28 protein-coding genes are annotated in these 23822 nt (G+C 66.4%); 10 read left to right on the top strand and 18 right to left on the bottom strand.

The window, feature by feature from the left end; all coding sequences use genetic code 11:
* Window positions 1-90 precede the first annotated feature (90 nt).
* Window positions 91-390: a hypothetical protein gene (locus BST47_RS24930; RefSeq protein ID WP_083128364.1), complete on the top strand. Its 300-nt coding sequence runs from the start codon at window positions 91-93 to the stop codon at window positions 388-390.
* On the opposite strand, the gene BST47_RS24925 is transcribed toward BST47_RS24930, so the two are convergent.
* Window positions 383-1627, bottom strand: a complete 1245-nt coding sequence (locus tag BST47_RS24925) for a cytochrome P450 (protein ID WP_083128363.1) — start codon at window positions 1625-1627, stop codon at window positions 383-385. The two genes, BST47_RS24930 and BST47_RS24925, sit on opposite strands and share 8 nt — an antisense overlap.
* 230 nt (window positions 1628-1857) lie before the next feature.
* Between BST47_RS24925 and BST47_RS24920 the strand changes: the two genes are divergently transcribed.
* Window positions 1858-2460: a hypothetical protein gene (locus BST47_RS24920; protein ID WP_083128362.1), complete on the top strand. Its 603-nt coding sequence runs from the start codon at window positions 1858-1860 to the stop codon at window positions 2458-2460.
* 3 nt (window positions 2461-2463) lie between these two features.
* Here the strand turns inward: BST47_RS24920 and BST47_RS24915 are convergent, their stop codons facing one another.
* Both BST47_RS24915 and BST47_RS24910 read right to left on the bottom strand, forming a co-directional pair.
* Window positions 2464-2955: a hypothetical protein gene (locus BST47_RS24915; protein WP_083128361.1), complete on the bottom strand. Its 492-nt coding sequence runs from the start codon at window positions 2953-2955 to the stop codon at window positions 2464-2466.
* Entirely contained in the window at window positions 2952-3581 is a 630-nt protein-coding gene (locus tag BST47_RS24910; protein WP_083128360.1) for a DUF2867 domain-containing protein, read from the bottom strand. Before BST47_RS24910 ends, BST47_RS24915 begins: the two co-directional genes overlap by 4 nt.
* Before the next feature lie 60 nt (window positions 3582-3641).
* On the opposite strand from BST47_RS24910, the gene BST47_RS24905 reads away from it, so the two are divergent.
* Window positions 3642-4193 carry a TetR/AcrR family transcriptional regulator gene (locus BST47_RS24905; RefSeq protein ID WP_083128359.1) on the top strand — a complete coding sequence of 184 codons (552 nt, stop codon included), beginning with the start codon at window positions 3642-3644 and terminating at the stop codon, window positions 4191-4193.
* On the opposite strand, the gene BST47_RS24900 is transcribed toward BST47_RS24905, so the two are convergent.
* From BST47_RS24900 to BST47_RS24870, 7 genes are all read right to left on the bottom strand, one after another.
* Window positions 4168-6480, bottom strand: a complete 2313-nt coding sequence (locus BST47_RS24900; RefSeq protein ID WP_083128358.1) for a molybdopterin-dependent oxidoreductase — start codon at window positions 6478-6480, stop codon at window positions 4168-4170. The two genes, BST47_RS24905 and BST47_RS24900, sit on opposite strands and share 26 nt — an antisense overlap.
* On the bottom strand, window positions 6473-7066 hold the full coding sequence (locus BST47_RS24895) for a TetR/AcrR family transcriptional regulator (RefSeq protein ID WP_083128357.1): 594 nt from the start codon (window positions 7064-7066) through the stop codon (window positions 6473-6475). Before BST47_RS24895 ends, BST47_RS24900 begins: the two co-directional genes overlap by 8 nt.
* Window positions 7067-7146: 80 nt before the next feature.
* Window positions 7147-7596: a hypothetical protein gene (locus tag BST47_RS24890; RefSeq protein ID WP_234809851.1), complete on the bottom strand. Its 450-nt coding sequence runs from the start codon at window positions 7594-7596 to the stop codon at window positions 7147-7149.
* Complete coding sequence (locus tag BST47_RS24885) at window positions 7593-8726, bottom strand: nitronate monooxygenase (protein ID WP_083128356.1); 1134 nt, start codon at window positions 8724-8726, stop codon at window positions 7593-7595. The genes BST47_RS24890 and BST47_RS24885 overlap by 4 nt, the downstream gene beginning before the upstream one ends.
* A gap of 103 nt (window positions 8727-8829) precedes the next feature.
* Window positions 8830-9186 carry a VOC family protein gene (locus BST47_RS24880; RefSeq protein WP_234809850.1) on the bottom strand — a complete coding sequence of 119 codons (357 nt, stop codon included), beginning with the start codon at window positions 9184-9186 and terminating at the stop codon, window positions 8830-8832.
* Window positions 9187-9197: 11 nt separating this feature from the next.
* Window positions 9198-9965 carry an HAD family hydrolase gene (locus BST47_RS24875; RefSeq protein ID WP_083128354.1) on the bottom strand — a complete coding sequence of 256 codons (768 nt, stop codon included), beginning with the start codon at window positions 9963-9965 and terminating at the stop codon, window positions 9198-9200.
* Between the two features lie 11 nt (window positions 9966-9976).
* Entirely contained in the window at window positions 9977-11053 is a 1077-nt protein-coding gene (locus tag BST47_RS24870) for an NAD(P)H-dependent amine dehydrogenase family protein (RefSeq protein WP_083128353.1), read from the bottom strand.
* A 78-nt stretch (window positions 11054-11131) separates the two neighbouring features.
* On the opposite strand from BST47_RS24870, the gene BST47_RS24865 reads away from it, so the two are divergent.
* The gene (locus BST47_RS24865) at window positions 11132-11881 is read left to right on the top strand and encodes a glucose 1-dehydrogenase (RefSeq protein WP_083128352.1); all 750 of its coding nucleotides are present in this window, start codon (window positions 11132-11134) and stop codon (window positions 11879-11881) included.
* A 39-nt stretch (window positions 11882-11920) separates the two neighbouring features.
* A complete protein-coding gene (locus BST47_RS24860) occupies window positions 11921-13264 on the top strand; it encodes a pyridoxal phosphate-dependent decarboxylase family protein (protein ID WP_083128351.1) in 1344 nt (447 codons plus the stop codon).
* 9 nt (window positions 13265-13273) lie between these two features.
* Here the strand turns inward: BST47_RS24860 and BST47_RS24855 are convergent, their stop codons facing one another.
* A complete protein-coding gene (locus tag BST47_RS24855; protein WP_083128445.1) occupies window positions 13274-13660 on the bottom strand; it encodes a PaaI family thioesterase in 387 nt (128 codons plus the stop codon).
* 58 nt (window positions 13661-13718) lie between these two features.
* On the opposite strand from BST47_RS24855, the gene BST47_RS24850 reads away from it, so the two are divergent.
* Together BST47_RS24850 and BST47_RS24845 are read left to right on the top strand one after the other, a co-directional pair.
* A complete protein-coding gene (locus tag BST47_RS24850) occupies window positions 13719-14978 on the top strand; it encodes a competence/damage-inducible protein A (RefSeq protein ID WP_083128444.1) in 1260 nt (419 codons plus the stop codon).
* A 74-nt stretch (window positions 14979-15052) separates the two neighbouring features.
* Window positions 15053-15781, top strand: a complete 729-nt coding sequence (locus BST47_RS24845; RefSeq protein WP_083128350.1) for a 2OG-Fe dioxygenase family protein — start codon at window positions 15053-15055, stop codon at window positions 15779-15781.
* Here the strand turns inward: BST47_RS24845 and BST47_RS24840 are convergent.
* Window positions 15735-16847, bottom strand: coding sequence for a carboxylate-amine ligase (locus tag BST47_RS24840; RefSeq protein ID WP_234809849.1), 1113 nt, complete (start codon window positions 16845-16847; stop codon window positions 15735-15737). The two genes, BST47_RS24845 and BST47_RS24840, sit on opposite strands and share 47 nt — an antisense overlap.
* A gap of 104 nt (window positions 16848-16951) precedes the next feature.
* Between BST47_RS24840 and BST47_RS24835 the strand changes: the two genes are divergently transcribed.
* On the top strand, window positions 16952-17176 hold the full coding sequence (locus BST47_RS24835) for a hypothetical protein (RefSeq protein ID WP_083128349.1): 225 nt from the start codon (window positions 16952-16954) through the stop codon (window positions 17174-17176).
* A gap of 51 nt (window positions 17177-17227) precedes the next feature.
* Here the strand turns inward: BST47_RS24835 and BST47_RS24830 are convergent, their stop codons facing one another.
* From BST47_RS24830 to BST47_RS31545, 4 genes are all read right to left on the bottom strand, one after another.
* The gene (locus BST47_RS24830) at window positions 17228-18142 is read right to left on the bottom strand and encodes an alpha/beta fold hydrolase (protein WP_083128348.1); all 915 of its coding nucleotides are present in this window, start codon (window positions 18140-18142) and stop codon (window positions 17228-17230) included.
* Between the two features lie 37 nt (window positions 18143-18179).
* Entirely contained in the window at window positions 18180-19028 is an 849-nt protein-coding gene (locus tag BST47_RS24825) for a hypothetical protein (RefSeq protein WP_083128347.1), read from the bottom strand.
* 62 nt (window positions 19029-19090) lie between these two features.
* Window positions 19091-19342, bottom strand: coding sequence for a hypothetical protein (locus BST47_RS24820; protein ID WP_207568693.1), 252 nt, complete (start codon window positions 19340-19342; stop codon window positions 19091-19093).
* Between the two features lie 66 nt (window positions 19343-19408).
* Window positions 19409-19576: a hypothetical protein gene (locus BST47_RS31545; protein ID WP_337360522.1), complete on the bottom strand. Its 168-nt coding sequence runs from the start codon at window positions 19574-19576 to the stop codon at window positions 19409-19411.
* A gap of 294 nt (window positions 19577-19870) precedes the next feature.
* Between BST47_RS31545 and BST47_RS24810 the strand changes: the two genes are divergently transcribed.
* Window positions 19871-21502 carry a long-chain fatty acid--CoA ligase gene (locus BST47_RS24810; RefSeq protein ID WP_083128346.1) on the top strand — a complete coding sequence of 544 codons (1632 nt, stop codon included), beginning with the start codon at window positions 19871-19873 and terminating at the stop codon, window positions 21500-21502.
* A 1-nt stretch (window position 21503) separates the two neighbouring features.
* Here the strand turns inward: BST47_RS24810 and BST47_RS24805 are convergent, their stop codons facing one another.
* Complete coding sequence (locus BST47_RS24805; RefSeq protein WP_083128345.1) at window positions 21504-22364, bottom strand: oxygenase MpaB family protein; 861 nt, start codon at window positions 22362-22364, stop codon at window positions 21504-21506.
* 97 nt (window positions 22365-22461) lie between these two features.
* Between BST47_RS24805 and BST47_RS24800 the strand changes: the two genes are divergently transcribed.
* Window positions 22462-22971, top strand: coding sequence for a hypothetical protein (locus BST47_RS24800; protein WP_083128441.1), 510 nt, complete (start codon window positions 22462-22464; stop codon window positions 22969-22971).
* Between the two features lie 40 nt (window positions 22972-23011).
* On the opposite strand, the gene yaaA is transcribed toward BST47_RS24800, so the two are convergent.
* Window positions 23012-23758 (bottom strand): peroxide stress protein YaaA, encoded by a 747-nt coding sequence (gene yaaA / locus BST47_RS24795; protein ID WP_083128344.1) that lies wholly within the window; start codon window positions 23756-23758, stop codon window positions 23012-23014.
* Window positions 23759-23822 lie beyond the last annotated feature (64 nt).

Below are 23822 nucleotides of genomic sequence, written 5' to 3'. Positions count from 1 at the left end.
CGCACCCATGGCGATTACTCGTCAGGTAATTGCACCACTTACCCGGGTCGGGGAGGGTCGATGGTGTCAGTCGAGCAGAGGAGAACGATCATGCGGACCGCACCGTCCGTCGACCGCCCGATCCCGAGGTGGCTGCACGTCGTGCTGATCTCCGATCGGGCCGGTTCGTCGTGGTACATCGGCACCGGGTTCTTCTTCGCCCCAGTGCTGGTGCTGCTTTCACCATGGCCGACGGTCACCGCGATCGCGTGGGTCGTCATCGCGCTGGCAGGCCTGTGGCTGGGCCTGCTCGGTATCGCCATGGCGGCCGGACTCGCCATCGCCATGCGGTCGAACGTCGAGATCCCCGAGGACTACTGGCGTTCGCTGGTCGACTATCCGGTCAGGTAGCCCCGGCGCCGGTGTAGTCGACCTGCCAGTGCTTGATGCCGTTGAGCCAGCCGGACCGTAGTCGTTCGGGCGCCGAAATCGGTCTGAGGTTGGGCATTTCGTCGGCGATGGCGTTGAAGATGAGGTCTATCGTCATCCGGGCCAGGTTCGCACCGACGCAGTAGTGGGCGCCGGTGCCGCCGAAGCCGACGTGCGGGTTGGGATCCCGCAGGATGTTGAAGGAGTAGGGGTCCTCGAACACTTCCTCGTCGAAATTGGCTGACCGGTAGAACATCACCACCCGGTCGTCCTTCTTGATCTCGACGCCGCCCAGCTCGGTGTCCTCGAGCGCGGTGCGCTGGAAGGAGGTGACCGGCGTCGCCCAGCGGACGATCTCGTCGGCCGCCGTCGAGGGCCGTTCCTTCTTGAAAAGCTCCCACTGGTCCGGGAATTCGGTGAACGCCATCATGCCCTGGGTGATCGAATTACGGGTGGTCTCGTTGCCAGCCACCGCCAACAGGATCACGAAGAAGCCGAACTCGTCGTCGGTGAGCTTGTGGCCCTCGACGTCGGCCTGAACCAGCTTGGTGACGAGGTCGTCACCGGGGTTCTTGCCGCGCTCGGCCGCCATCTGCATGCCGTACATGATCAGTTCGACCGATGCGGCCGTCGGGTCGTTTCTGGTGTATTCGGGATCCTGGTCGCCGACCATCTGGTTGGACCATTCGAACAGCTTCATGCGGTCTTCCTGGGGGACGCCCATCAGGCCGGCGATCGCCTGCAGTGGAAGTTCACACGACACCTGCTCGACGAAATCGCCGGATCCCTCGGCCGCGGCCCGCTTGGCGATGTCGTGCGCCCGAACACGCAGCTCGTCGCGCAGCGACTCGATGGCCCGCGGAGTGAAAGCCCGCGAGATGATCTTGCGCAGGTGGGTGTGATGCGGCGCGTCCTGATTGAGCAGCACGACCTTGCCCGCCTCCAACGATCCCGGATCGGCCTCGTCGCGGTACCGGGGTAGGGCGGTCTTCTTATTGGAGGAGAAAACGTCGCTGCGCCGCGACACCTCCTTGACGTCCTTGTGTTTGGTCACGACCCAGAACCCCTCGTCGCCGAACGCGAGGTTGCCCCGTTCCTGCTTCTGCCACCAGATCGGGGCCACCTTCCGCATGTGGGCGAGCTCGTCGACCGGCAGCCGCTCCGCGTAAATGTCGGGGTCGGTGAAGTCGAATCCAGGCGGAAGGTTCGGAGTTGGCATAAGGAATCCTCAGCATCGATCATATGACGTTGTCTAGGCCGGCAATCCATTGCTACACCACAGTTGGGGCCCGCTGCGGGCGGTTACAGATACTCCGAAGTAGAACGTGTTCCCACAGCCCGCTTGAATCTGACCGGTTGTTCACTCGGGACCCAGGTGTAACAATTTTGACGATCAAACTGAAGCATTCGTTAGACGGGATTCGGTCCAGGTTGCGGAAGGGGGCTCCGGTGGGAATCGACATAGAGGTGAAGGCCGCGACAGTGGCCCTCGCGGGCGTGGGAACACTCGCTGCGCTGCTGGCAGGAGCGACGACGGCGCAGGCCGATCCCGGCGTTCCTGTACCGCCTCCCGCACCCCCCGCGGTCGTGGCACCCGTTCTTCCGGGTCCTGCGCCCGCGGCGCCGCCGGCGCAGCCCGTCGCTGCGCCCGCACCCCTCGTGCCGGCAGCCGCCCCCGCGCCTGCTGCACCGGAAACGCCCGCCTCGCCGGCTGCCGCTCCCGTCCCGGGCGATGCCGCACCGCCCGCGGAGGTCCCGCACCTGGCCAGCCCCGAGAACTTGCCCCCGGGCACCAGCATGACCCCGCAACCGAGCGCCGGCGGTTCCTACCTCCGTGACCTCTGGCATGCCGTTCAGACGCAGGAGGTCAGCGGTAAGGACGCTCTGCTCCTGCTGACGCAGCGGCCGATGAACGCCAACGCCACACCGCCGCCGGGGCTCTCGGCGAATCCGGCGCAGCAGATGCCCGCGGCGCCCCCGCCGGCTCCAGGCGCGCCGCTGCCGGTTACTGCTCCCGCGCCTCCCGCTGCGCCTGCGCCGCCGACCCCGTAGCGGTCAGGATCGGACGTCGCTGCCGACCCTTGCCAGCAGTTCCTGCACCATCCGTACATGAGTGGGCACCACGGGCGCCCACAGCGCGCGGACCAACGCATTGTCGTGGCGCACGAAGGTGGCAAATAGCAACCGGTCGGTCTCACGCCTCAAGAGCAGCTCCGCGGGCATGCCGAGCCGTGACTCAGCTCCCAGCAGTACGAAATCCGGTTCTGCCGTGCGGATCTGCCAGCCGAGCACCGATCGGTCTGCTTTCGACAGGCTCACCCTGAGGCCGAGTGCAGACCAGCCGGACAGCAGCTGAAGCCTCACCGCTGCGGGCGCGCCTTCCAGGATTGTGCGCATCCACTGCTCGGCGGATAGAGCGGACGGCTTGCAGACGTCGATGACGAATGCATCTTCATAGTCGACGCGGCCGAGCGTGCTCGCCGATCGGGTGCCGGGAGGCGGCGTGATCTGACGGGCGACGGTTTGGGCGGTCGCGGCGCGCTTCACCGAAGTCCCCGTTGAGAGGGAGCGGACCCGCTGCGGCGCTCCCGCCAGGCTCGACCGATGTCGCGCATCATCAGCGGGTAGACGATCAGGTGGCGAAACGGAGCAATCGCCGCCATGTACGCGACACCGAACGCGCCATTGGGGCGGACGAGAACGGCCATCTGTCCGCGAAACTGTCGCGAGCCCCCGGCCGCGTCGGGCACCCACCCGACATGCAGGACACCGTGCACCGTCTGGTTCGCGATCTCCATCGCGAACTCATCGTCGGTGAGGTACAGCGGACTGAATGGAGACCCGTCTCTCGCGAGATCGTTTCGGGCGTCACGCAAGTCGTCTGGAAGCCGGTCCCGCAACGTCTCGACGCGTGCGCCCAGACCCGCGTCGGTCCGGTCGAGGCCCAGTAACCTGCCGAGGGTCCACCGAATGGCGAACAGGGCCCGCACGACGGGAGAGGACTTTCCCGGATCGAACGTCGACCATAGGTCGACCAGTTGTCTGAAGTCGCCTTCACCACCGGGTGTCGGCAGTGCCCACACATCGAGAACCTGAAAATCCTTGGCAAGGTCGTGGATTCGCCACGGCCGCTGCATGTGCTCGCTCTTGTCGAGTATCGCGGAACCAAACATACAGTACTGTATGCTTGGTTGACCGCAGTGGTCAAGCCCCGTCAACTCAGCTGGAGGATCATGGTCGCCCAGACCCGCACGCCCCGTGGCACGTGGATCGACGCCGGGCTGGAAGCGCTTGCGGCGGGCGGACCGGATGCGGTGCGGGTAGACCTTCTCGCGAAATCGTTGGAAGTCACCCGTGGCGGCTTCTACCACCACTTCGACAGCAGGGGAGCCTTGCTCGATGCGCTGCTGGAAGAGTGGGAGCACCGCAGCACCGACGAGGTTCTCGACCGGGTGGAGGCCGAAGGTGGAGATGCGCGGGACAAGGTGCGCAGGGCGGGCATGCTCACCTTCTCCAAGCAGCTACTGCCGATTGACCTCGCGGTGCGCGACTGGGCGCGCCGCGACAAGTCGGTCGCCAAACGTTTACGGCGCGTGGACAACCGGCGAATGGAGTACCTGCGCGCGCTGATCGGCGCCTTCAACGATGACGCCGACGATGTCGAGGCGCGCGCCATGCTCGCCTTCTCGCTGGCGATCGCCAACCACTTCATTGCCGCCGACCACGGGACAAGCAGTCGGCGCCAGGTTCTTGAACGAGCTACGGGGCGTCTGCTGGCTGACTAGAGGCGGCGCCCACCGCTGCGATCCTCGTGGGCACCGCTTCGATCCGGGCGGGCACATGCTTGTGCCACGGTGTGCCGGCGTACGCATCACGCCAGTCAGACGACGTCAACGCATTCGGCGCCACGCCAGGAACGTGTTCCCGGCCCTCCCCGTCCACGAAGTCGAGACCGAACCCGTTGGGCAGTGACGCGTGACCCGGTAGCATCGCCTCGCTGATCTCGACGCTCGCTTCCGCGCTGCCCGCCGCGGTGGTGATGCGGGCCCGCGCACCGTGGACCAGGCCGAATGCCTCGGCGTCCTCGAGGCTGACCCGCAGCGCGCCGTCGGCGTCGCGCTTGCGCCACGTCGGGTCGCGGAAAATGTCGTTCGCCGTGTAGGCGCGACGTTCGCCGGCGGAGAGCACGATGGGGAAGTCGGGTGTCGTGAAGTGCGGTTGCGCGTCGGACAGACCGCGGATCTCGTCGAGCATCTCCGGCATCGCCAGCGCGATCTTCTTATCGGCGTGCGTGATCAACGCGAAGTCGTCGTCGTATTCGTGCACCGTGAACGTGACGCCGGAGCGACTCGACAGGATCGCGTCGAACAGCGCGTTGCCGTCGGCGTGCCCGGCCCGTTGCACCGCTTGGGGATACGTCATGGCCGCCTTCTGGGCGAGCCCCCACAGTGCCGCGGCTCCCGAAAGCCCTTCGGGCAGAGTCGGTCCCAGCGTTTCGTACAGCACGTAGGGGAGTACCTTGCCGAGCATCGGACTGGCGCCCACAGCCTGCAGGAAGGCAACGGTGAATGCCTCGCGACCTTCGGCTGCGGCGCGCCGCAGCGGTTCGAGCTCCTCGTCGTCGACCACGCCGAGCGCCCGCACCAGACGGGCCCAGATCTCCGGCTCGGGGAGGGTTCCCTCGAGGGGCTCCATCAATCGGTGCCGCAAATGGAAGGTGTTGTGCGGAAATTCGAGGTTGAAGAAGGTCGACTCGGCCTTCTCGTACTGCGATGCCGCCGGCAGCACGTAGTGGGCCAGACGCGCGGTTTCCGTCATCGCGACGTCGATCACCACCATCAGTTCCAGCGCGCTGAACGCCTCGCGGCACGCGTGGGAATCCGCCAGCGAATGGGCGGGATTACTGCTCTCGACGATCATGGCTCGGAACCGGTCCGGGTGATCGCCCAGCATCTCCTGCGGTACGACGTTGCTGGGGATCAGCCCGCCGACGATGGGGGCACCGGTGACCGGTGTGCGGCCGACGTCGGGAGTGTGACGGAACAGCGGACCGAAGGACGAATGTAGGTGCTGGGCACCGCGTTTCGCAAAATTTCCGGTAAGGATCCAGAGCAGCTTGTTGAGATAGGAGCACAGTGTGCTGTTGGGGGCCTGTTGGATGCCCAGGTCCTCGAAGACGGACACGCTCGTAGCGGCACCGATCCGTCGCGCCGCCGCGCGAATCGATTCCTCGTCGACGCCGCACCGCAGCGCGTAGTCGGCGACGTCGACAGTGCGCAGGATTTCCAGCACGGGGTCGACACCGTTGACGTGCTCGGCGAGAAACTCCTTGTCGCACAGGTCTTCCTGCGCGACCACCGCGGCCAGGGCCGCCAACGCCCACGCGTCGGTGCCTGGTCGCACGCGCAGGTGGATGTCGGCCATCTTCGCGGTGTCGGTGATCACCGGGTCGATGACGATCATGGCGCGCTCGGGGTCTTTGGCGATGTCGTTGAGCACCGTTCTCGCCCGCGGGAAGCTCTGCGACATCCACGGGTTCTTACCGATGAACACCGATACTTCGGCGTGCTCGAACTCGCCTCGCGTATGGCCGCCGTAGAGGTGGGCGTCCACCCACGCTTCGCCTGTCTTCTCCTGGGCGAGCGCATTGGAACGGTAGTGCGAGCCGAGCGCCTTGAGGAATGCGCCGCTGTACGCGCCGCCGAGATGGTTGCCCTGCCCGCCGCCGCCGTAGTAGAAGATCTTGTCGCCACCGTAGGTGTCGGCGATGCGTTTGAAGCCCGCCGCGATCTCGGTGACCGCTGTGTCCCAGTCGATCTCCTCGTAGCTACCGTCGGGACGTCGGCGCATGGGAGAGGTCAGTCGGCTGCGATTGTTCTGGTAGTGGTCCAGCCGTAGCGCCTTGTTGCAGGTGTATCCCTGCGAGGCGGGATGCTCCTTGTCGCCGCGGATCTTCGCCAGCTTGCGGCCGTCGAGTTGGACGACGATCCCGCAATTGCATTCGCAGAGGATGCACGCGGTCGGGTGCCAATCTTCTGGAGCCGCTACGGCGGCGACGTCCTGATTAGTCATCTCCGGATTTCCTTTCCGAGGTCTCGGCCAGTACGAGGGCGCGTAGCTGGCCATGAACGAGGTCGAGAGCCGTGACGTCTCGAGATGCGCGCGCGACGACGATCGCGCCTTCGACGGATGTGGTTGTCAGCATGGCGAGTTCGGCGGCGCGCGGCTTGGGGACGCCGTCCGATATCAGGCGGGTGGTGATGAGGTCCGTCCATCGACTGAAGGCCGCGGCCGCGCGCTCGATCACCGCCGCGGCGGCGTCGGGCTTCTCGGGGTCACCCGACTCCACACTGACGGCGACGACGGGACACCCCGCGCGAAAGTCACTGTTCAGCAACTGCTTTCGATAGTCGGCGAACAACCTGTCGAGTGCGTCGATGCCGGATTCGGCTTTGGCGATCTTCGCCGCGATGTACTCGCCCGCGTAGTCGATCGCTTCGCACAGCAGCTGGGTGCGCCCGCCGGGGAAGTAATGGTAGGCCGATCCGCGCGGGGCTCCGCTGTGCTCCAGCACGTCGGCGATGGCGGTCGGGTGGGCGCCGCGCTCGCGAATGAGGAGAGCGGCCGATATGACCATTCGCTCGCGGGGACTGACCATGCGCGTGGACCTCCGTCCGGCTTGCTATGTATGACACCTTACATAATCGCCGGGCCAACACAACGCCGAGCGGCCGGGGTTCAGCCCGCGAGCGTCAGCCAGACGACAAGAAAGCCCGACAGGCAGGCCAGGCACACCAGGTGGTCAACGCACACCGCTCGCGCCAACCGAGACTGTTCGGCGAGATCGTCGGTGCGCGCCCCGAGGCGAACGGCGCTGCGAACCGTGCGCGCCATGGCCAAGGCAATCGGAAAGCCGGCCAGCACGACACTGGTCGCGATCAGCCACAAAGGATCATCGCCGGTGAGGAACCGAACCGCGAGCGCGCCCAACAGGATCGCCATCACCAGCGCGATGAGATAACTCATCGGCCGCGATGTCGTCGTGGCCCGGCAGTAGTACCCGGAGATCGACGCGAGCACCGCCTCCGGCAGGACGTCCCTGCCGCGGTGTCGAAGGACCTGGCTGTCGAACATCAGGTCCATCCACAGGACGGCGATCAGAAAGCCGGCGCACGCGGCGGCGATCAAACAGACGCAGCCTCATTGAGCTCGTTGAGCGTGGCGGTCGCCTCGAGGTACTCCTGCACCCACCGCTCGATCACGGCCGAGGACTTCTCCACCTTGGTGAACTGGCCGACGACCTGGCCGATGGGGTTGAACGCGACGTCGACACTCTCGTTGGGGTACTTGTGCGTGGCTGCCACCGCCATCCCGGACACCATGTACTGCAACGGCATTCCCAGCGGCTTCGGGTTGTCCGGGTTCTCCCACGCCTCGGTCCAGTCGTTGCGCAGCATCCGCGCGGGCTTACCGGTGAAGGACCGGCTGCGCACGGTGTCGCGGCTCTCGGCCTTGACGTACGCGGCGTGCTGCACTGGGGTGTGCTCGGATTCCTCGACCACCACCCACTGCGAGCCAGTCCACGCGCCCTGCGCGCCGAGCGCCAGCGCCGCGGCGATCTGCTGACCGCTGCCGATTCCACCCGCGGCGAGCACGGGAACGGGTGCAACCTCCTTGACGACCTGCGGCCACAGCACGATCGAGCCGATCTCACCGCAGTGTCCGCCCGCCTCGCCGCCCTGGGCGATGATGATGTCGACACCGGCATCGGCATGCTTGCGCGCCTGCGACGGCGAGCCGCACAGCGCGGCGACCTTACGTCCCTCGTCGTGGATGTGTTTGATCATGTCGGCGGGCGGGGTGCCGAGCGCGTTCGCGATCAGGGTGCACTTCGGGTGCTGCAGCGCGACCTCGACCTGCGGGGTGGCGGTGGCCTCGGTCCAGCCGAGCAGCTGCAGTGCGTCGTCGTCGCTGTGCTCGACGGGAACGCCGTGGTCGGCCAGCACCTTCTTCGCGAAGTCGATGTGCTCCTGCGGCACCAGGTCGTTGAGCGTCTTCTTGAGCACCTCGGGATCGAGGTCGGTCGAGTCCATGCCCTCGTACTTGTTGGGGATGACGATGTCGACGCCGTAGGGATGGTCGCCGATGTTGTCGTCGATCCAGTTCAGCTCGATCTCGAGCTGCTCAGGGGAGAAGCCGACCGCGCCGAGCACGCCGAATCCGCCGGCCTTGCTGACGGCGACCACCACGTCCCGGCAATGGGTGAAGGCGAAAATCGGATACTCGATGTTGAGTTCGTCGCAGATGGGGGTGCGCATGACTGCTCCTCGATGGGCCCGGATCACGAATTGGAACGTGTTCTAGTTTAGTACGTCGTCGGGCGGTTGTGACCGTTCGGGGGGTATTGCCGGCAGATGAGGGCTATTCGCCGGTCAGGTCCTGGACGAAGGAAACCTCGTTGCCGTCCGGATCGGCGACGTCGACGACCTTGACCAGATCGGCGATCACCACGAGTTCACCGGTCGCGATGCCCTCGGCCTCCAATGCCGAGATCTGCGCCCCCAGGTCGTCGACCCCGAGACGCACCGCGGTCTTGCCCGCCCGGTCGTGATCCTCGACGATTTGAAGCCACGCGGTCGCGGCGATCTGCCACTCGCCGACGCCTTCGATCGGTTCCAGGTCGGGTTCGCGGCCGATGACCCGGATGTACCAGGCGCGGGCGGCGGCGTAGTCCCTGGTCGCGATGACCGCGGCGATGTCGTTGAATTTGTCCGGCACCGATGCTCCTGTCAGTCGTAGCCGACGAACCTGCGTAACGACGGGCGCCGTCGCCCGCGGTTGCCGACGACGCGAAGGACCGGCCAGTCGTGGTCGGCGGCCAGCGTGGCGAGTTTCGGGCGCGGGTTCACCGGCCGGGGGTTGCCGACCATCGCCATCAACACCGCGTCCTCGTCGCCGTCGGCGTAGAAGTAACTGCGTTGCAGGTCAACCTGATTGACGTCGCAGAAACGCGTTGCCGCGCTGGCCTTGTTCCGCCCCCAGACGACGGGTTTCTCGATTTGACCGGTCAGGCGGCCGTCACCGTCGAGCGTGAAGTGGTTGCACAGCACGTGGTCGATCTCGAGATAGCGGGCGACCGGGTGGGCATGGATGGTCACTGCCGAGGTGGTGAGCACCACGGTATGGCCGCGTTCCTGATGCGCCGCGACGATCTCGCGCATGACCGGAAAGACCCGGGTGGCCAGACTGTCGACGAAGATTCGCTCGCAGACGTCGTCGAGGTCGGCCAGCCTCTCGCCGCGGAGATAACCCGCCGCCCTGGTCAACAGATGTTCGAACCGCATCCGGCGAAGTCGGTAACGCATCGCCGCTTCGAAGACCCCCAGGATCTCGCCGATGCCGGCCTGCCTGCGTTTGAAGCGGTCGCTGGCGTGCGCCGCTGCGGTGAAGCCGTCCACCAGGGTGCCGTCGAGGTCGAAAAAGGCACCGACGTGCGCCCCCGGTTCACTTGCGGCGATCTCGGCAGTGGGGTCCTCGGCCACGGGCTGCGCGGTCATCGCGCCCCAGCCTACGTGGCTGCGACGACACCCTTTCCGGTCACGAGCGGCATATCCAAGGTGGTCCGGATGCCCGCGGGTGCGGCGACGACGTCGGGGATCGCGTTCACGATGCGGCCCGCGGCGGCCAGGATGGCCGCGTACGGGGCGCCGCCGTTGCGGCTCATCGGCACGATGTCGCAGAAGTACGACGGCTCACCGGTGATCTCGACTCGATACGAGCCACCCGGATGAGCGGGCTGGGCCCAGTCCGGACGCAGATCGGGGTCCAGTCGCGTGACATGTTCGACGACGATCACCGGCTTCCCGCCGACCATGCCCTCGATCAGGAAGCGGACCGCGGCGACGGTGCCTTTCTTGATCGTGCCGACGGCGACGTGCAGGTCCTCGGGAGCCGGCTCCTGTTCGACGGAATCGCGAATCTCGTCGACCTCGATGCCAAGGCCGGCGGCGAGCTGGCGGATGGCGGTGCCCCAGGCGATGGACAGCACGCCCGGCTGATAGAGGATCGGCAGATCGCCGATCGCGTTGCCGAAGCCCATCACGTCGAACATCACCGTCTCACCGTCGTAGGTGGCGTAGTCGGCGATCTCCATCGTGCGGATTTGTTCGATGCTCTGACACGTGCCGGCCAGCGCGAAAGGCAGCAGGTCGGTGCAGAAGCCCGGATCGACTCCGGTGAAGAAGACGGTCGAATCTCCTTCGCGCGCAGCGTCTTCCACTTTCTGAATGGCCTTGTCGGGAAGCAGTCCCCACGGATACTGGAGCGCGCCGACGCTCGATCCGACGACGTTGATGCCCGCGGACAAGAACGTGCGCACGTCGGCAAGTGCCTCGCGGGGGCGCGTGTCGCCCATGGCGGTGTAGACGACGCAGTCGGGCTTTGCGGCGACGATGGCCTCGAGGTCGTTGGTCGCGGTGATGCCCGTGGTGACATCCAGCCGGGCGAGCTCGCCGGCGTCCTTGCCCACCTTGGCCTCCGTCGACACCCACACGCCGGTCAGGTCGAAGCGCGCGTCGGTGATCAGTTGCCGCAGCGCCAGGCTGCCGCAGTTGCCGGTGCCGAGGAGTGCGACGCGAATTGCCATGGCGAGCAGTATGCAAGCTGCCCTCCGAAATTGGAACAGGTTCTAGTTCCTCGAGGTGGTGCGGTAACCTGACGCCCCATGGGACGCGTGGACGGAAAAGTGGCACTGATCAGTGGCGGAGCTCGCGGTATGGGGGCCGCTCACGCCAGGGCGCTGGTCGCCGAGGGCGGAAAGGTGGTCATCGGGGACATCCTCGACGAGGAGGGCAAGGCGCTGGCCGATGAACTTGGAGAATCGGCGCGCTATGTCCATCTCGACGTCACCGATGCCGAGCAATGGGAAGCGGCGGTCAATGTCGCCGTCGAGGCGTTCGGCAAGGTCACCGCGCTCGTCAACAACGCCGCGATCGTCGCGCTTGGCCAGATCGGCAAGTTCGACATGGCCAAATGGCAGCAGGTCATCGACGTCAACCTGACCGGCACCTTCCTGGGCATGCAGGCCGTCGTCGAAGAGATGAAGAAGGCGGGTGGCGGCTCGATCATCAACGTGTCGTCCATCGAGGGACTGCGCGGCGCACCGATGGTGCACCCCTACGTCGCATCGAAGTGGGCGGTCCGCGGACTGGCCAAGTCGGCGGCGATCGAACTGGGCCCCAAGAACATCCGGGTCAACTCGATTCATCCGGGCTTCATTCGCACCCCGATGACGAAGCATTTCCCCGACGACATGGTGACCGCGCCGCTGCGGCGGCCCGGCCAGTCCGAAGAGGTCGCGCCGTTCGTAGTGTTCCTGGTCAGCGACGAGTCGTCGTTCGCGACGGGCGCCGAGTTCGTCATGGACGGCGGACTGGTGACCGACGTTCCGCACAAGCCGCTGCCGCTGGGTTAATCCCGCTCGGCCGGGGCGCACCGGTGCCAGACTTCAGGCATGCATGAAGTCGACCAGAACACCGAGAACATGCTGCGCAGTGTGCTGGCCTACGCCGAGAACCGGCTGCGTATGAGCCCGGTCCCACTCGACAAGGGCACGTTGGCGATCGACGAGCTCTACGAGCGACTCGACGGAGTGATCCGCGAGACGCCGCGACCGCCGGATGAGGTGTTCGGCGTCTACACCTCGGTGATCGCCCCGAGCGTCATCTCCGCGGACAGTCCGCGCTTCCTCGGCTTCATTCCGGCCGCGCCGACGAAAGCCAGTCTGGCGTTCGACATGTTGGTGTCGTGCGCCTCGATTCAAGGCATCTCTTGGCTGGAGGCCTCGGGCGCGATCGCGGCCGAGAATTCGGTGCTGCGCGTGATCGCACACGAAGCCGGGATGCCGACGACATCGGGCGGATGCTTCGTCTCAGGTGGCTCGGCGGGGAACCTGTCGGCGCTCGCGGTGGCGCGCGAGACCGCGAAGAAGCGTGGTGCGACCGGCCGACTGCGGGTGGTGGTCGGATCCGATGCGCACTCGTCGATCGTCAACACCCTGCGGCTGCTCGAGATGGACGCATTGGTGGTCGAGACGCCGGATCACCGGCTCACCGCCGACACTGTTCGCGCGGCGGTGCCCGCCGACGCGCAGAACATCGCCGCCGTGGTGTGCACGTCCGGCACGACCAACGCGGGCATCATCGACGACCTCGCCGGCGTCGGAGCGCTTGCGCGAGAACGTGGTTGGTGGTTCCACGTCGACGGTGCATACGGCGGTTCCGGCATCTTCGCCCGGTCACTGCGGCCGAAGTACATCGGGCTCGAACAGGCCGACTCGTTCATCCTGGACCCCCACAAATGGCTGTTCACACCGTTCGACTGCTGTGCGCTGTTGTACCGCGATCCCGAGCTGGCAAGGGCGACCCACACTCAGGACGCGTCGTATCTCGACGTCATTCACACCTCGACCGGCGAGTGGAATCCGTCGGACTACGCGTATCACCTCACGCGGCGGGCGCGGGGATTGCCGCTGTGGTTCTCCCTCGCGGTGTACGGCCTGGAGGCCTATCGACAGGCCATCGAGGTCGCCGCGGCGCTCGCACGTCAGACCGCGGAGCTGATCCGCGCCGCACCCCAACTGGAATTGATCCGCGAGCCGGATCTCGGCGTGGTGCTGTTCCGCCGGCTCGGCTGGAGCGCCGTCGACTACGACGCGTGGGCGCAGCGACTGCACGAGGACGAGGTGGCGTTCATCCCGCCCACCAAATGGGAGGGGGAGACAGTCGGCCGCTTCGCCTTCCTCCACCCGGCGACGACGCTCGACATCGTCCGCGAGGTGCTGGCCCGCACCGAATAGAGCGCCCGATCAGTCGACGGCGGCGAAGTTGACCGTCGCCGTGGCACCGATCTGGTCGTCGTTGGCCCGGTAGATGTCCACCTGGACGACGACGGACCGCTTGCCGGTGCGAAGGATGCGCGCGACCGCACGGGCCGGCCCGACCTTGATCGGCCGCAGATAGCGAATGAAGAGATCGGTCGTGGCGATCGCGTGCCCGAACGGTGTGGCCCGGGCGGCGAGTTGGCCCGCGGTCACGTCGGCCATCGTGGCGATCAACCCGCCCTGCAGTCCGCCCGCGGTGTTGACGGTGCGTTCGTCGACGGGCATCTCCATGATCACGCTGTCGTCGGTCGACGGGACCTCGGCGAGGCCGAGCTGATCGAAGAGCTCCCGCAGCGACCTCGGCGCAGTCATGCGGAACGACATTACCGCCCTTCGTGTCCCACGTCCGAGATGCGTAGTGTCGTACGGCGTGAGCGCACGCGCGGGCATCGTGGTGACCGGAACCGAAGTCCTCACCGGAAGGGTGACCGACCGCAATGGGCCGTGGATCGCTGACCGACTGCTCGAGCTGGGTGTCGAACTCGCGCACATCACCATCTGCGGGGACCGGCCGGACGACATCGAGGCGCAACTGCGGTTCCTCGCCACCGAGGGTGTGGACCTCATCGTCACGAGCGGAGGTCTGGGCCCGACCGCCGACGATATGACGGTCGCGACGGTGGCCCGGTTCTGCGGCCGAGAGTTGGTGTTGGACAACGAGCTCGAGGTCAAGATCGCCGACATCGTGCAACGCCTGATGGCGCGCTACCCCAACGTCGATCTGGAGGCGGTCCGCGCAGCCAACCGCAAGCAGGCACTGATACCCGAGGGTGCCCACGTCATTTATCCGGTCGGCACCGCGCCGGGCGTCGTTGTACCGGGGAAACCGACGGTCGTCGTGTTGCCCGGCCCGCCGCGCGAGCTGCAGCCGATGTGGCCGTCTGCTCTGCAAACGCCTGCGGTGCAGGAGGCGATCGCCGGCCGGACGACGTACCAACAGGAGATGGTGCGGATGTTCGGTCTGCCGGAGTCGGGGCTCGCCGACACGCTGCGCGAGGCCGAAGCGCACGTCGACGGTTTCGAACGGCTCGAGATCACCACCTGCCTTCGGCGCGGCGAAATCGAGATGGTGACCCGCTACGAACCGGACGCCGCCGCCGTGTACGCCGACCTGATGAGGCTGCTGCGCGAGCGCCATGGCGGCGAGATCTTCTCCGAGGACGGCGCCACCGTCGACGATCAGGTTGCGGCGTTGCTGGCCGGACGGACGATCGCTACCGCCGAATCCTGCACGGCGGGTCTGGTGGCGGCCCGGCTGACGGATCTGCCCGGATCGTCGGCGTACGTCGCGGGAGGAGTGGTCTCCTACTCGAACGAGGCCAAGTCCGAACTTCTCGGCGTGGACCCGGCACTCATCGAAGCGCACGGCGCGGTGTCGGAAATTGTCGCCGAGGCGATGGCCGAGGGGGCGTTGCGCCGGTTTGCCGCCGACACCGCGGTCGCGATCACGGGAATCGCCGGGCCGGGTGGCGGCTCCGAGGACAAGCCGGTGGGCACGGTCTGTTTCTGCGTGAAGCTCGCCGACGGCACCACCGATGTGCGCCGGATGCGGTTACCCGGTAACCGGTCCGACGTCCGTGAACGGTCGACCACCGTCGCGATGCACCTGCTGCGCCGCGCGCTGAGCTGACCGATCACGAGAGGTCGACGCAATTTCGACGTTGACGGCATCAGCTCGTCGCGGCCGGGTATCCAAGTCCGGCGATGACGATGGCACTCCGACAACTGCGCGAAACGGGCACCTATCTGATGGCACCCGCGGAGGTGAATGCATGCCTTGGCGTCGGCGCGGCGGCGTGGCACCTTTTCGGTGCTCACTGGGACGAGCTGGTGCGCGATCCCTATGCCGCAGAACTCGGCACGCAGCGCCTGCGACGGTATGGGCACTACCTGTACAACTCAGCGGACCGGACGGCGGAGCCGATGCCGCTCTGCGCATTCGTCCAGCCCGACGGCTCCAACCCGTTGTATGTCGACCGGGAGCGCCATTTCCTTGGCCTGACAGAAGGGTTCATGTCCGATCCGATGTTGCGCGGCCTTCTCGTGCTACTGGGGGAGCTTGCCGTCGAGCTCGATCCCTGCGACGAATGGCACGCCCAGGTGACGCCCTTTCGCGTCGTCGCGACCGCGGCCGGAGGCGGCAATCCCACGCCCGAGGGCTTGCACCGCGACGGTGTCACGCTGGTCAGCTCCTTGTTGATCAGCCGCCACAACGCGGTCGGGGGTGCGAGCACGGTGTGCGACCCCGAAGGGTTTCGCCTGATGGAGACGACGATGCACGAGCCCGGCACGCTGTTGCTCGGTGACGACCGCAGGACTCTGCACGGTGTCTCACCGATTCGGCCGCGTGATCCCGACGAGCCCGCGTGGCGCGATGTCCTGGTCCTCACCTTCGCGCCGTCGTCGCCATCAGGTCGTCGACAACGTCGGTGAGCGTGCCTCGCCGCTGGGCGGATGCGCGTTGCATCTCGGCACCGGTTCCGCGTGCGGTCAGGCGGTCCAGCAGCGCGTCGACGACCGTCGTGTCACCCGCGGATTTCAGCGCAGCCCCGACGTGTGCGACAAGATTTTCGAGCTGGGCGGCTGTGGGGAGGATGTGTCCCGTGATTGCGTCGACACCGTTTCCGCACCACCCATCGCGGGCCGCGCGCCAATATGCGCTGCGCAGCACTTCGGCGCTGATACGCGGACCGGGGTCGCCGGCGATGGCCAGGGTCGTGGCGGTGGTGACGAGCGCTCTGATCAATACGGCGACAGCGACGGCGTCGTCGACATCGGTTGTGACGTCCATGGCGCGCACTTCCAACGTGGGTAGCCGCGGGTTCAGGCGGACATCCCAGAACGGGGTCGCGGCGTCGAGCATGGCCTCAGAGGCGGCGATCATCTTGGCGATCTCCTCGGAATGCGTCAGCGATTCAGCGTATGGCGGCGGGCCCAGGCATGGAAAACGACTTCGAATCACCGCCCGCCAGCTCGCATAGCCGGTGTCCTTTGCGTGGTAGAAGGGTGAATTGGCGCTCAGCGCGACGAGCAAGGGCAGCCACGGCCGCAGGTGGTTGCAGACCAACACCGCAATGTCTCGATCAGGCAGATGCACATGCACGTGGAGGGCGGACAGCGCGAAGTCATCCATCATCGCGCGATACTGCGCGAGCCCGGCCCGGTAGCGCGGATGACTGCCGACGGCGGGAGGCAAACCGTCGTCGAGCACGACGGTGCCGGACGCGCAGATCCGGACGCCTTCCGCCGCGGCGGCCGTATCCACGGCCGTTCGCAGCCGCATCAGTTCTGCTCGCAGTCGCGCGGCCGTGCTGCAGGGTGGCGTTTTGACCTCGAGCTGACATTGTGCGAACTCCCCGGAGACCAACTCGCCGATCGCGTGCTTCGCGCCCGCGACCACGCGTTCGCCGACTGGTTGCGGCAAGCGGCTCACGGGGTCGATGAGGAGGAATTCCTCCTCAACGCCTATCGTCGGAACATCGGAGAGGCTCACGTACACGCGAGCTCGGTGATATCAGCGGTGAAGAACTGCAAGCCGATCATCGGCACAAACCTTTCCCGAGGACCCGATAACCTAGGCGGGCGACACAGGAGGAATACCCAATGACAGCAGCCACCGAGCGCAACCAGCTGTCCGAGCGCGCCGTGGCAGCCGGGTGGCATCGTCGGGACACGGAACGCACGGACTACTACACCCGTAGCCCGGTGCGCGTGCACGTGATCTGGCAGGGAGACGACAAGATCAGCGGTGGTGCGCTGTACCACGACGATTTTCTCATGACGTACTCCAGAGACCTGGACGCCGTCGCAGCCTGGCTCAAGCGCTGATCGGCTGAACGCGACCCCAGCACCGCGCGGGGTCAAAAATGGGCCGGCACGCTAGGAGCCGTATTCGTCCCACACCTTGAGCATCGTGTGCAGGATCTCCTCGGCTCGGCCGAGTCCGGCGAGGTGGCTTTCGCCGGGCATCGGATAAAGCTCGGCATCGGCCAGCCGCGACACCACATGCTGCCCGTGCGCGTACGGCACGATGTGGTCGGCATCGCCGTGCCACCAGCGGACGGGCACCTTGATGTCGCTCAGCCGGAAACCCCAGTCCCTGGCGAAGACGACGACGTCGGAGAACGGCGCCGCCATCTGCTTGCGGCTGCCGTTGAGGATGTCGTCGAGGAACATCGCTTTGATCTCCGGGCGGGCCAGCAGTCTGCGGTCGGCCTCCGGCGAGACCCGGCCGTACAGGTCGGCGGCGGGTGATGCGACGGGGCGGATCAGCCGGATGATGGCGCTGGCGAGCAGTCCGATAGGGGTTCCGGCCACCTGCAGCAGCGGGGCGACCCGCGTACCGAGATTGCCCATCAGCCCCCCGGTGATGGCGTCTGAACCCATGGTGGGGGCGACCCCACCGATGACGCCGGCGGCGACGATGCGATCGGGCAATGCCGCCGCGCAGCCGAGCGTGTACGGCCCACCACCCGACAGGCCGACGACGACGAACTTGTCGATGCCCAGCGTGTCGGCGATGGTGCGCAGATCGTCGGCGAAGGCGACGACGGTGTCATAGCTGTGCTGCGTGGACGAGCCGATGCCCGGCCGGTCCACTCCGATCAACCGGATGTGCTGCTGTTCGGCGAAGACGCGGGCTTCCATCGGGATCTGGCGCCGGGCGCCGGGCGTTCCGTGCAGCCAGAAAATGGCGCGGCCCTGGGGGTCTCCGAATTCGGCGAATCCGATCTGGCGATCATCGCCGACAGCGATGTTGCCTTCGAGCTTGGGACGGGCGATTGCGACAACCATGGCCAAAGTGTCGCATGCCGCCTCGCCGCTCTCGGCGCTACACCGGGCGGAACTGGTAGGACGCCGTCGTGATCAACCGGTGCCCGTTCCCCTCGTCGCGCATGAGCACGCGCACCGCGATCATGCCGTCGGCACCGTTCATCGGCTCGGTCTCGACCCGGAACGGACCGACCTTGCCGCGCGCGAGGAACATCACATGCGTCGAAACGCCCTGGATGCGGTCGGTCCCCGCAAGGATGGCTGCGGCATCGGCGGCCGCCGTCTCGAGAATGACGAATTGAGGTCCGATGTGCAGCGCTGCGTCCGGCGACGCGACTTCCGCTGCGAGCTCGGGCAGACCCCAGTTCCCGTCGGACCGTCGATAGCCGCCGAACACCTTCCACAGCGGAGGCAGATCGGGGGAGTCCACGACCTCAAGGGGATTCGCCTCCATTCGTTCGAGCCCCTCAGGCGGCGTGCCGATCGTCACGCCCTGACCTTCGATCAGCGCGAGCACACGGTCGGGACGATCCGCGTCGACGATCTTCGCGCGGCTGTACCCCATTTGGCGGCCGACCTTGAGTTCCTCGGAGATGATCTCGATTCGGCGAACGTCACGGCCGGCGTCGACGATTTGGCATGAGTGGATAACGGGGTTGGGCACGGCCTCCAGGTCCGACATATGACCGCTCTCTGGCGCCGAGATGCCGTACACGGCGAGCAGCACTCCGCCCGCGGGGTTACGCATGTCGTGGCGCAGCGTGACGGTGTTGTCCTCGGTGACGAGATCCATCGACGCGTAGCTGCGCCCGATGTAGCGGTAGCTCAACAATCCGCCCCAGCGCCTACGCAGTTCGGCCGCGTACTCCTCTGGCGATTCGGTCAGTTCACGGATGTCGCGCAGCATTCGGTGCTCCGTTTCGTCGGGGTTTGCATGAGTCTCCAACGAAGCACGCGGCTAGCGCCAGATCACAGAATGGGATGGCGAGGCGTGAGGCTCATCACGTAGTCGGCAGGGAAGGACGCCTCGATTACCCTGATCTGGTCGTTGGCCTTGGATTCCAGCTCGAGAACGACGCAGCTTTCGCCGAGTTTCTTGGACTCCAGAACGATGTAGTGCTGACCGCCACCGTTGACATCGGTGATTGGGTCCCCTGAGCGCAGTGCCCCGACCGGTACCAGGCCGGGGGCTTCAGTTTCTGGTGCAGGGTCTATCTCCACCCTTGAAACGGTAGGTGACTCCGCCGAGTCAGAGGCGCGATTCGGCCAATGGCCGGCCGCCTCGGTTCATCCGACGGCGAGCACGTAGCCGACGCCGCCGAGGAACACCGTGATCGTGCACAGCGCCAGCGTCGCAACCGCGAACGGCCAGCTGCGCTTCCGGCGGAACATTTGCACCACCGTCACGACGAGGCCCACCACGCCGATGACCGCGGCGATACCGAGCGCCAGCATGACCGCGGTGACGGCGCCCCACGCTGCAGCTCGCCGGTGGACACGAGTCGATGAACGCGAGCGAGAAGAGTCCGAGAAACGACGCAACCGCGCCCATTACCACCGTCAGGATGAGCGCGGTGACGGAGACAGCGATATCACCGCCGGAGACCGGAGGCTTCGGTGGGCCGACCGGCGGATACCCGTACTGCGCCATGTCGAGTGATGCTAACGGGCACGTTGTGCGTTTCCTCCCGAACTGCTGCGGTGATCGGCAATCATGAATGCCTGCCAACGATGCGCCTTGGGGGTGACATGGACAGCACGATGCAAGACTTTCCGCTGACCGTGACCGGGATCCTGCGGCATGGGACCACGTGGTATTCCGGTCGCAAAGTGATTTCCCGGACGGCCGACGGCTACCGCGAGATCAGTTTCGGCGAACTCGGTACGCGCGTCGCTCAACTCGCGCACGGCCTGCGACAGCTCGGTGCCACGGCCGGACAGCGCGTCGCCACGTTCATGCCGAACAATCAGGAGCATCTCGAGGCGTACTTCGCCATCCCGTGCATGGGTTCAGTGCTGCACACCCTGAACATTCGGCTGGTCGGTGAGCAGATCGCGTTCATCGCCAACCAGGCCGAGGATTCCATTGTGCTGGTGGATATGTCGATACTTCCCTTGTTCACCGCGGTGCTACCGAACCTGACGACGGTGCATACCGTGGTCACGGTTGGCGAGGGAGATCCCGGACCGCTGGCGGCGTCGGGCAGGAACGTCATCCGCTACGACGACCTGCTCGAAGGCCAGCCCACTACGTACGACTGGCCCGAACTAGACGAGAAGTCGGCAGCCGCAATGTGTTACACCAGCGGCACCACGGGAAATCCCAAAGGCGTTGTCTACAGCCACAGATCGACATATCTGCATTCGATGAGCGTCAACACCGCCAACGCGATCGGCCTGGTCGACGGTGATCGGGTGCTGGCGGTTGTGCCGATGTTTCACGCCAACGCCTGGGGGCAGCCATATGCGGCCGTGATGGCCGGGGCCGACCTTCTATTGCCCGACAAGTACCTGCAGGCCGAGCCACTCGTCGACATGATCGAGCTGCACCGGCCCACCTTCGCGGCGGCGGTCCCGACGATCTGGAACGACGTACTGCAGTATCTGCACGCCCATCCCGAGCGGGACATCTCCTCGTTGAAGACGGTGTGCTGCGGCGGGTCGGCCGTGCCACTGGGAATGATGAAGGAGTACGAGCAGCACTTCGGTGTGGTCATTCGTCAGGGCTGGGGCATGACCGAGACGTCTCCGCTGGCCGCGATCGCGACGCCGCCGCCCGAGGTCACCGGGGAAGATGCCTGGACCTTGCGGGCCTCGGCAGGCCGGGTCGCATGCGGTGTCGAAATCCGCATCGTCGACGACGCGGGCGCAGTGCTGCCGAACGACGGTAAAGCTGTGGGCGAGATAGAGATTCGCGGACCGTGGATCACGGGATGGTATTACCAGAATGCCGATGCTGCGAAGTTTCACGACGGCTGGCTGCGTACCGGCGACGTCGGTCGAGTCGACCCGCAGGGATTCATCACGCTCACCGACCGCGCCAAGGACGTGATCAAGTCGGGCGGCGAGTGGATCTCGTCGGTGGAACTCGAGCTGTGCATCATGGAACATCCCGCGGTGCTGGAGGCCGCTGTGGTGGCGGTGCCCGACGAGCGTTGGCAGGAACGACCGCTGGCGGCCGTTGTGATCAAGAGCGACGCGTCATCCAGTGCGCAGGAGCTGCGAGACCACCTGTGCGACAAGGTGGCCCGCTTCTGGCTGCCCGAGCGGTGGACCTTCATCGACGAGGTGCCCAAGACCAGCGTCGGCAAGTTCGACAAAAAGCACATCCGGTCGCTCTACGCCGACGGCGTGTACGACGTGGTCGAGTGCCGGGACTGACTCAACTGGTCGCGGTCAGTGCCCACCGGATTCCGCCGACGACGACACGGCCCGACAGCCGGATGAGCGTGGCCTCGACCGGCGGAAAGTAGGGCAGCCGCAGCGGCAACCGTGCCCATGGCGGCAACATCGCCACCGACGTCGCCGCGAGCAGACCGTAAGGAGCTCGCGCGAAAACGGGCAGCGGGGGAGTCAACAACAAGTAGCGGGCCGCCTCTCGGGCCGACTGCGTGCTCGTCAACTCCGGGCGGAAGGCTTCGATACGTTCGGCCAGTTCCCGCTCAGTCCGCGGCGGGTCGACGACACCGAGTGCCGTGGCGACGCGGGCGGTGTCGGCCACATATCCGTCCCGGCCACTCTGATCGAGCGGGTGCGCCCCGTAAAGCTGGTGCGCGAGCAGGAAGCTGTCGACCTCCGCGATGTGTACCCACTCGAGCAGGTGCGGGTCGCCGGCGGTATAGGGCCTGCCGTCGGGAGCCACACCGCTCACCCGTCGGTGGATACCGCGCACCCGATCGACCGCGCGCTGCGCATCGGTAGCCGTACCGAATGTGGTCACCGCAAGAAAGGTGCTGGTGCGCTGAAGGCGGCCCCACGGGTCACCCCGATAGTCGGAGTGCTGGGCGACGCCCGCCATCGCCAGCGGATGCAGGGACTGCAGCAGGAGTGCGCGCAGCCCGCCGACGAACATCGACGCGTCGGCGTGCACACGGCGAATCGGGCGGTCCTCGTCGAACCACCGCGGGCCGGGCGTGTCGTGAATGCGGGAACGCTTCTCCGGACCGTCCGGGCCCGCAACCAAACCGAACAGGCTGCGTCCCAGCTGCTTCCGTACGGCCGCAACGTCCGGCAACACCGTCATGACTCAACCGTACGGGAGCGCGACGGTGCTGCCCTGCCGATCGATCGACCGGCCGGAATTGCCCATCGCGCCACTGATCGGTGATTTACTCGGGACTATGCGACGAACGACGCGGATTTTGACGCTGACGGCAGCGATGGTTTTGGCGGCGCCTCCTGCGGCAGCGCTCGCCGACGGTACCAACGACGCGGGGGTCGCCGCTGGAGCGGGCGGCACCGTGTTGCCGTTCTCGCAGATTCTGCGCCGCTGCGATTTCAGCGAGACCGACTACAACGGCCCGAGCGGGATGGGGAGGCCGCTCGGCACGTTGCGGTCGGACGGTTCCACGCTGACCGCTGACGTTCAGCTCGCTACCGCCGTGCCGAACATGCGTTACGACGTCAGGATGATCCAGGTACCGCGTACCCCTGCGCAGCATTGTTGGGGTGCCGATCCCGGCGTCGCGCAGACTTCGTTGAACACCGATGGCGCCGGCGCGGGGTCGACCTCTCTGCAGGACTCCATCGAGCCATGGGCGACGGGCGCCTGGGTGTTCATCAGTCGCCCAGACAGGTTCTCGCAGAATCCGGCGGAGTTCTACACGACGGACTTGATCGCTCCCATCTAGAACGCGAATTGTATTGGCGGCAAAGTCGTTTCTGACCGCATCAAGTCGGCACCACTACCGTCAAGTGACTGCCTTCGCGTTCGATGCGCATGCCGGCGCGCCGCCCGATCGTCGCGACCGCGGCCGCGGTGTCAGGCTCGGATCGGGTGGAGGCCAGCGCGCGGGCCAGCCGCCCTTTGTGCGCCTTGTTGAAGTGGCTGACCACCGTGCGCTTGCCGTCAGAATTCTCGGACACGACGTCGACCCGCACGGCATCGGGCAACCTTCCGAGCGACGCGTACGAGCCTGACCGCAGGTCGACGACCAGCTCATGCGCTGCGACCTTTGCGAGCGCCGGCTCGAGCAGTGGTCGCCAGCGCGTCGACAGGGCGGGTTGACCGGGCAGCTTCGATGTCGCGGAGAGCCGGTATGCGGGTATGTGATCGTCGGCGTGCAGTAGCCCGAACAGTGCCGAGCCGACTGCGAGCCTGGCCCGGGCACGGCTCGCCGCGACGCGCGTCAGCGATGCGATGTCGAGCGCGTCGTACAACACGCCGGTGTAGCGGTCGATAGCAGGCAGCGTCGCCGCATCGCATAGTGCGGCGTTGCGCTCGATCTCGGCGTGTTGAGAAGCCGAGAGCCCGAGTGCGCGACTGCACGCCGACTCGTCGGCGGCCAGCTCGACCAGCTCGTCGACGAGTTCGGCGCGCAGCGGCGTCAGCTCGGGGTATGACAGCGCGTCCAGGCGCAGCGGTGGCCCGTCGCCGCCGGGATGCTTGGTCTCCGACGGCGGCAACAGCACGATCACGCCGCAGACGTTATCGCGCCCTTCGGGTCAGGCCGGTGGCGCCGGGGCAGCGGGGGGTGGGGGC

It is taken from the genome of Mycolicibacterium tusciae (assembly GCF_002086795.1).
Lineage (GTDB): Bacteria > Actinomycetota > Actinomycetes > Mycobacteriales > Mycobacteriaceae > Mycobacterium > Mycobacterium tusciae.
The sequence above is the reverse complement of the archived record's forward strand: the minus strand, read 5'-3'. Positions and strand labels throughout refer to the sequence as shown.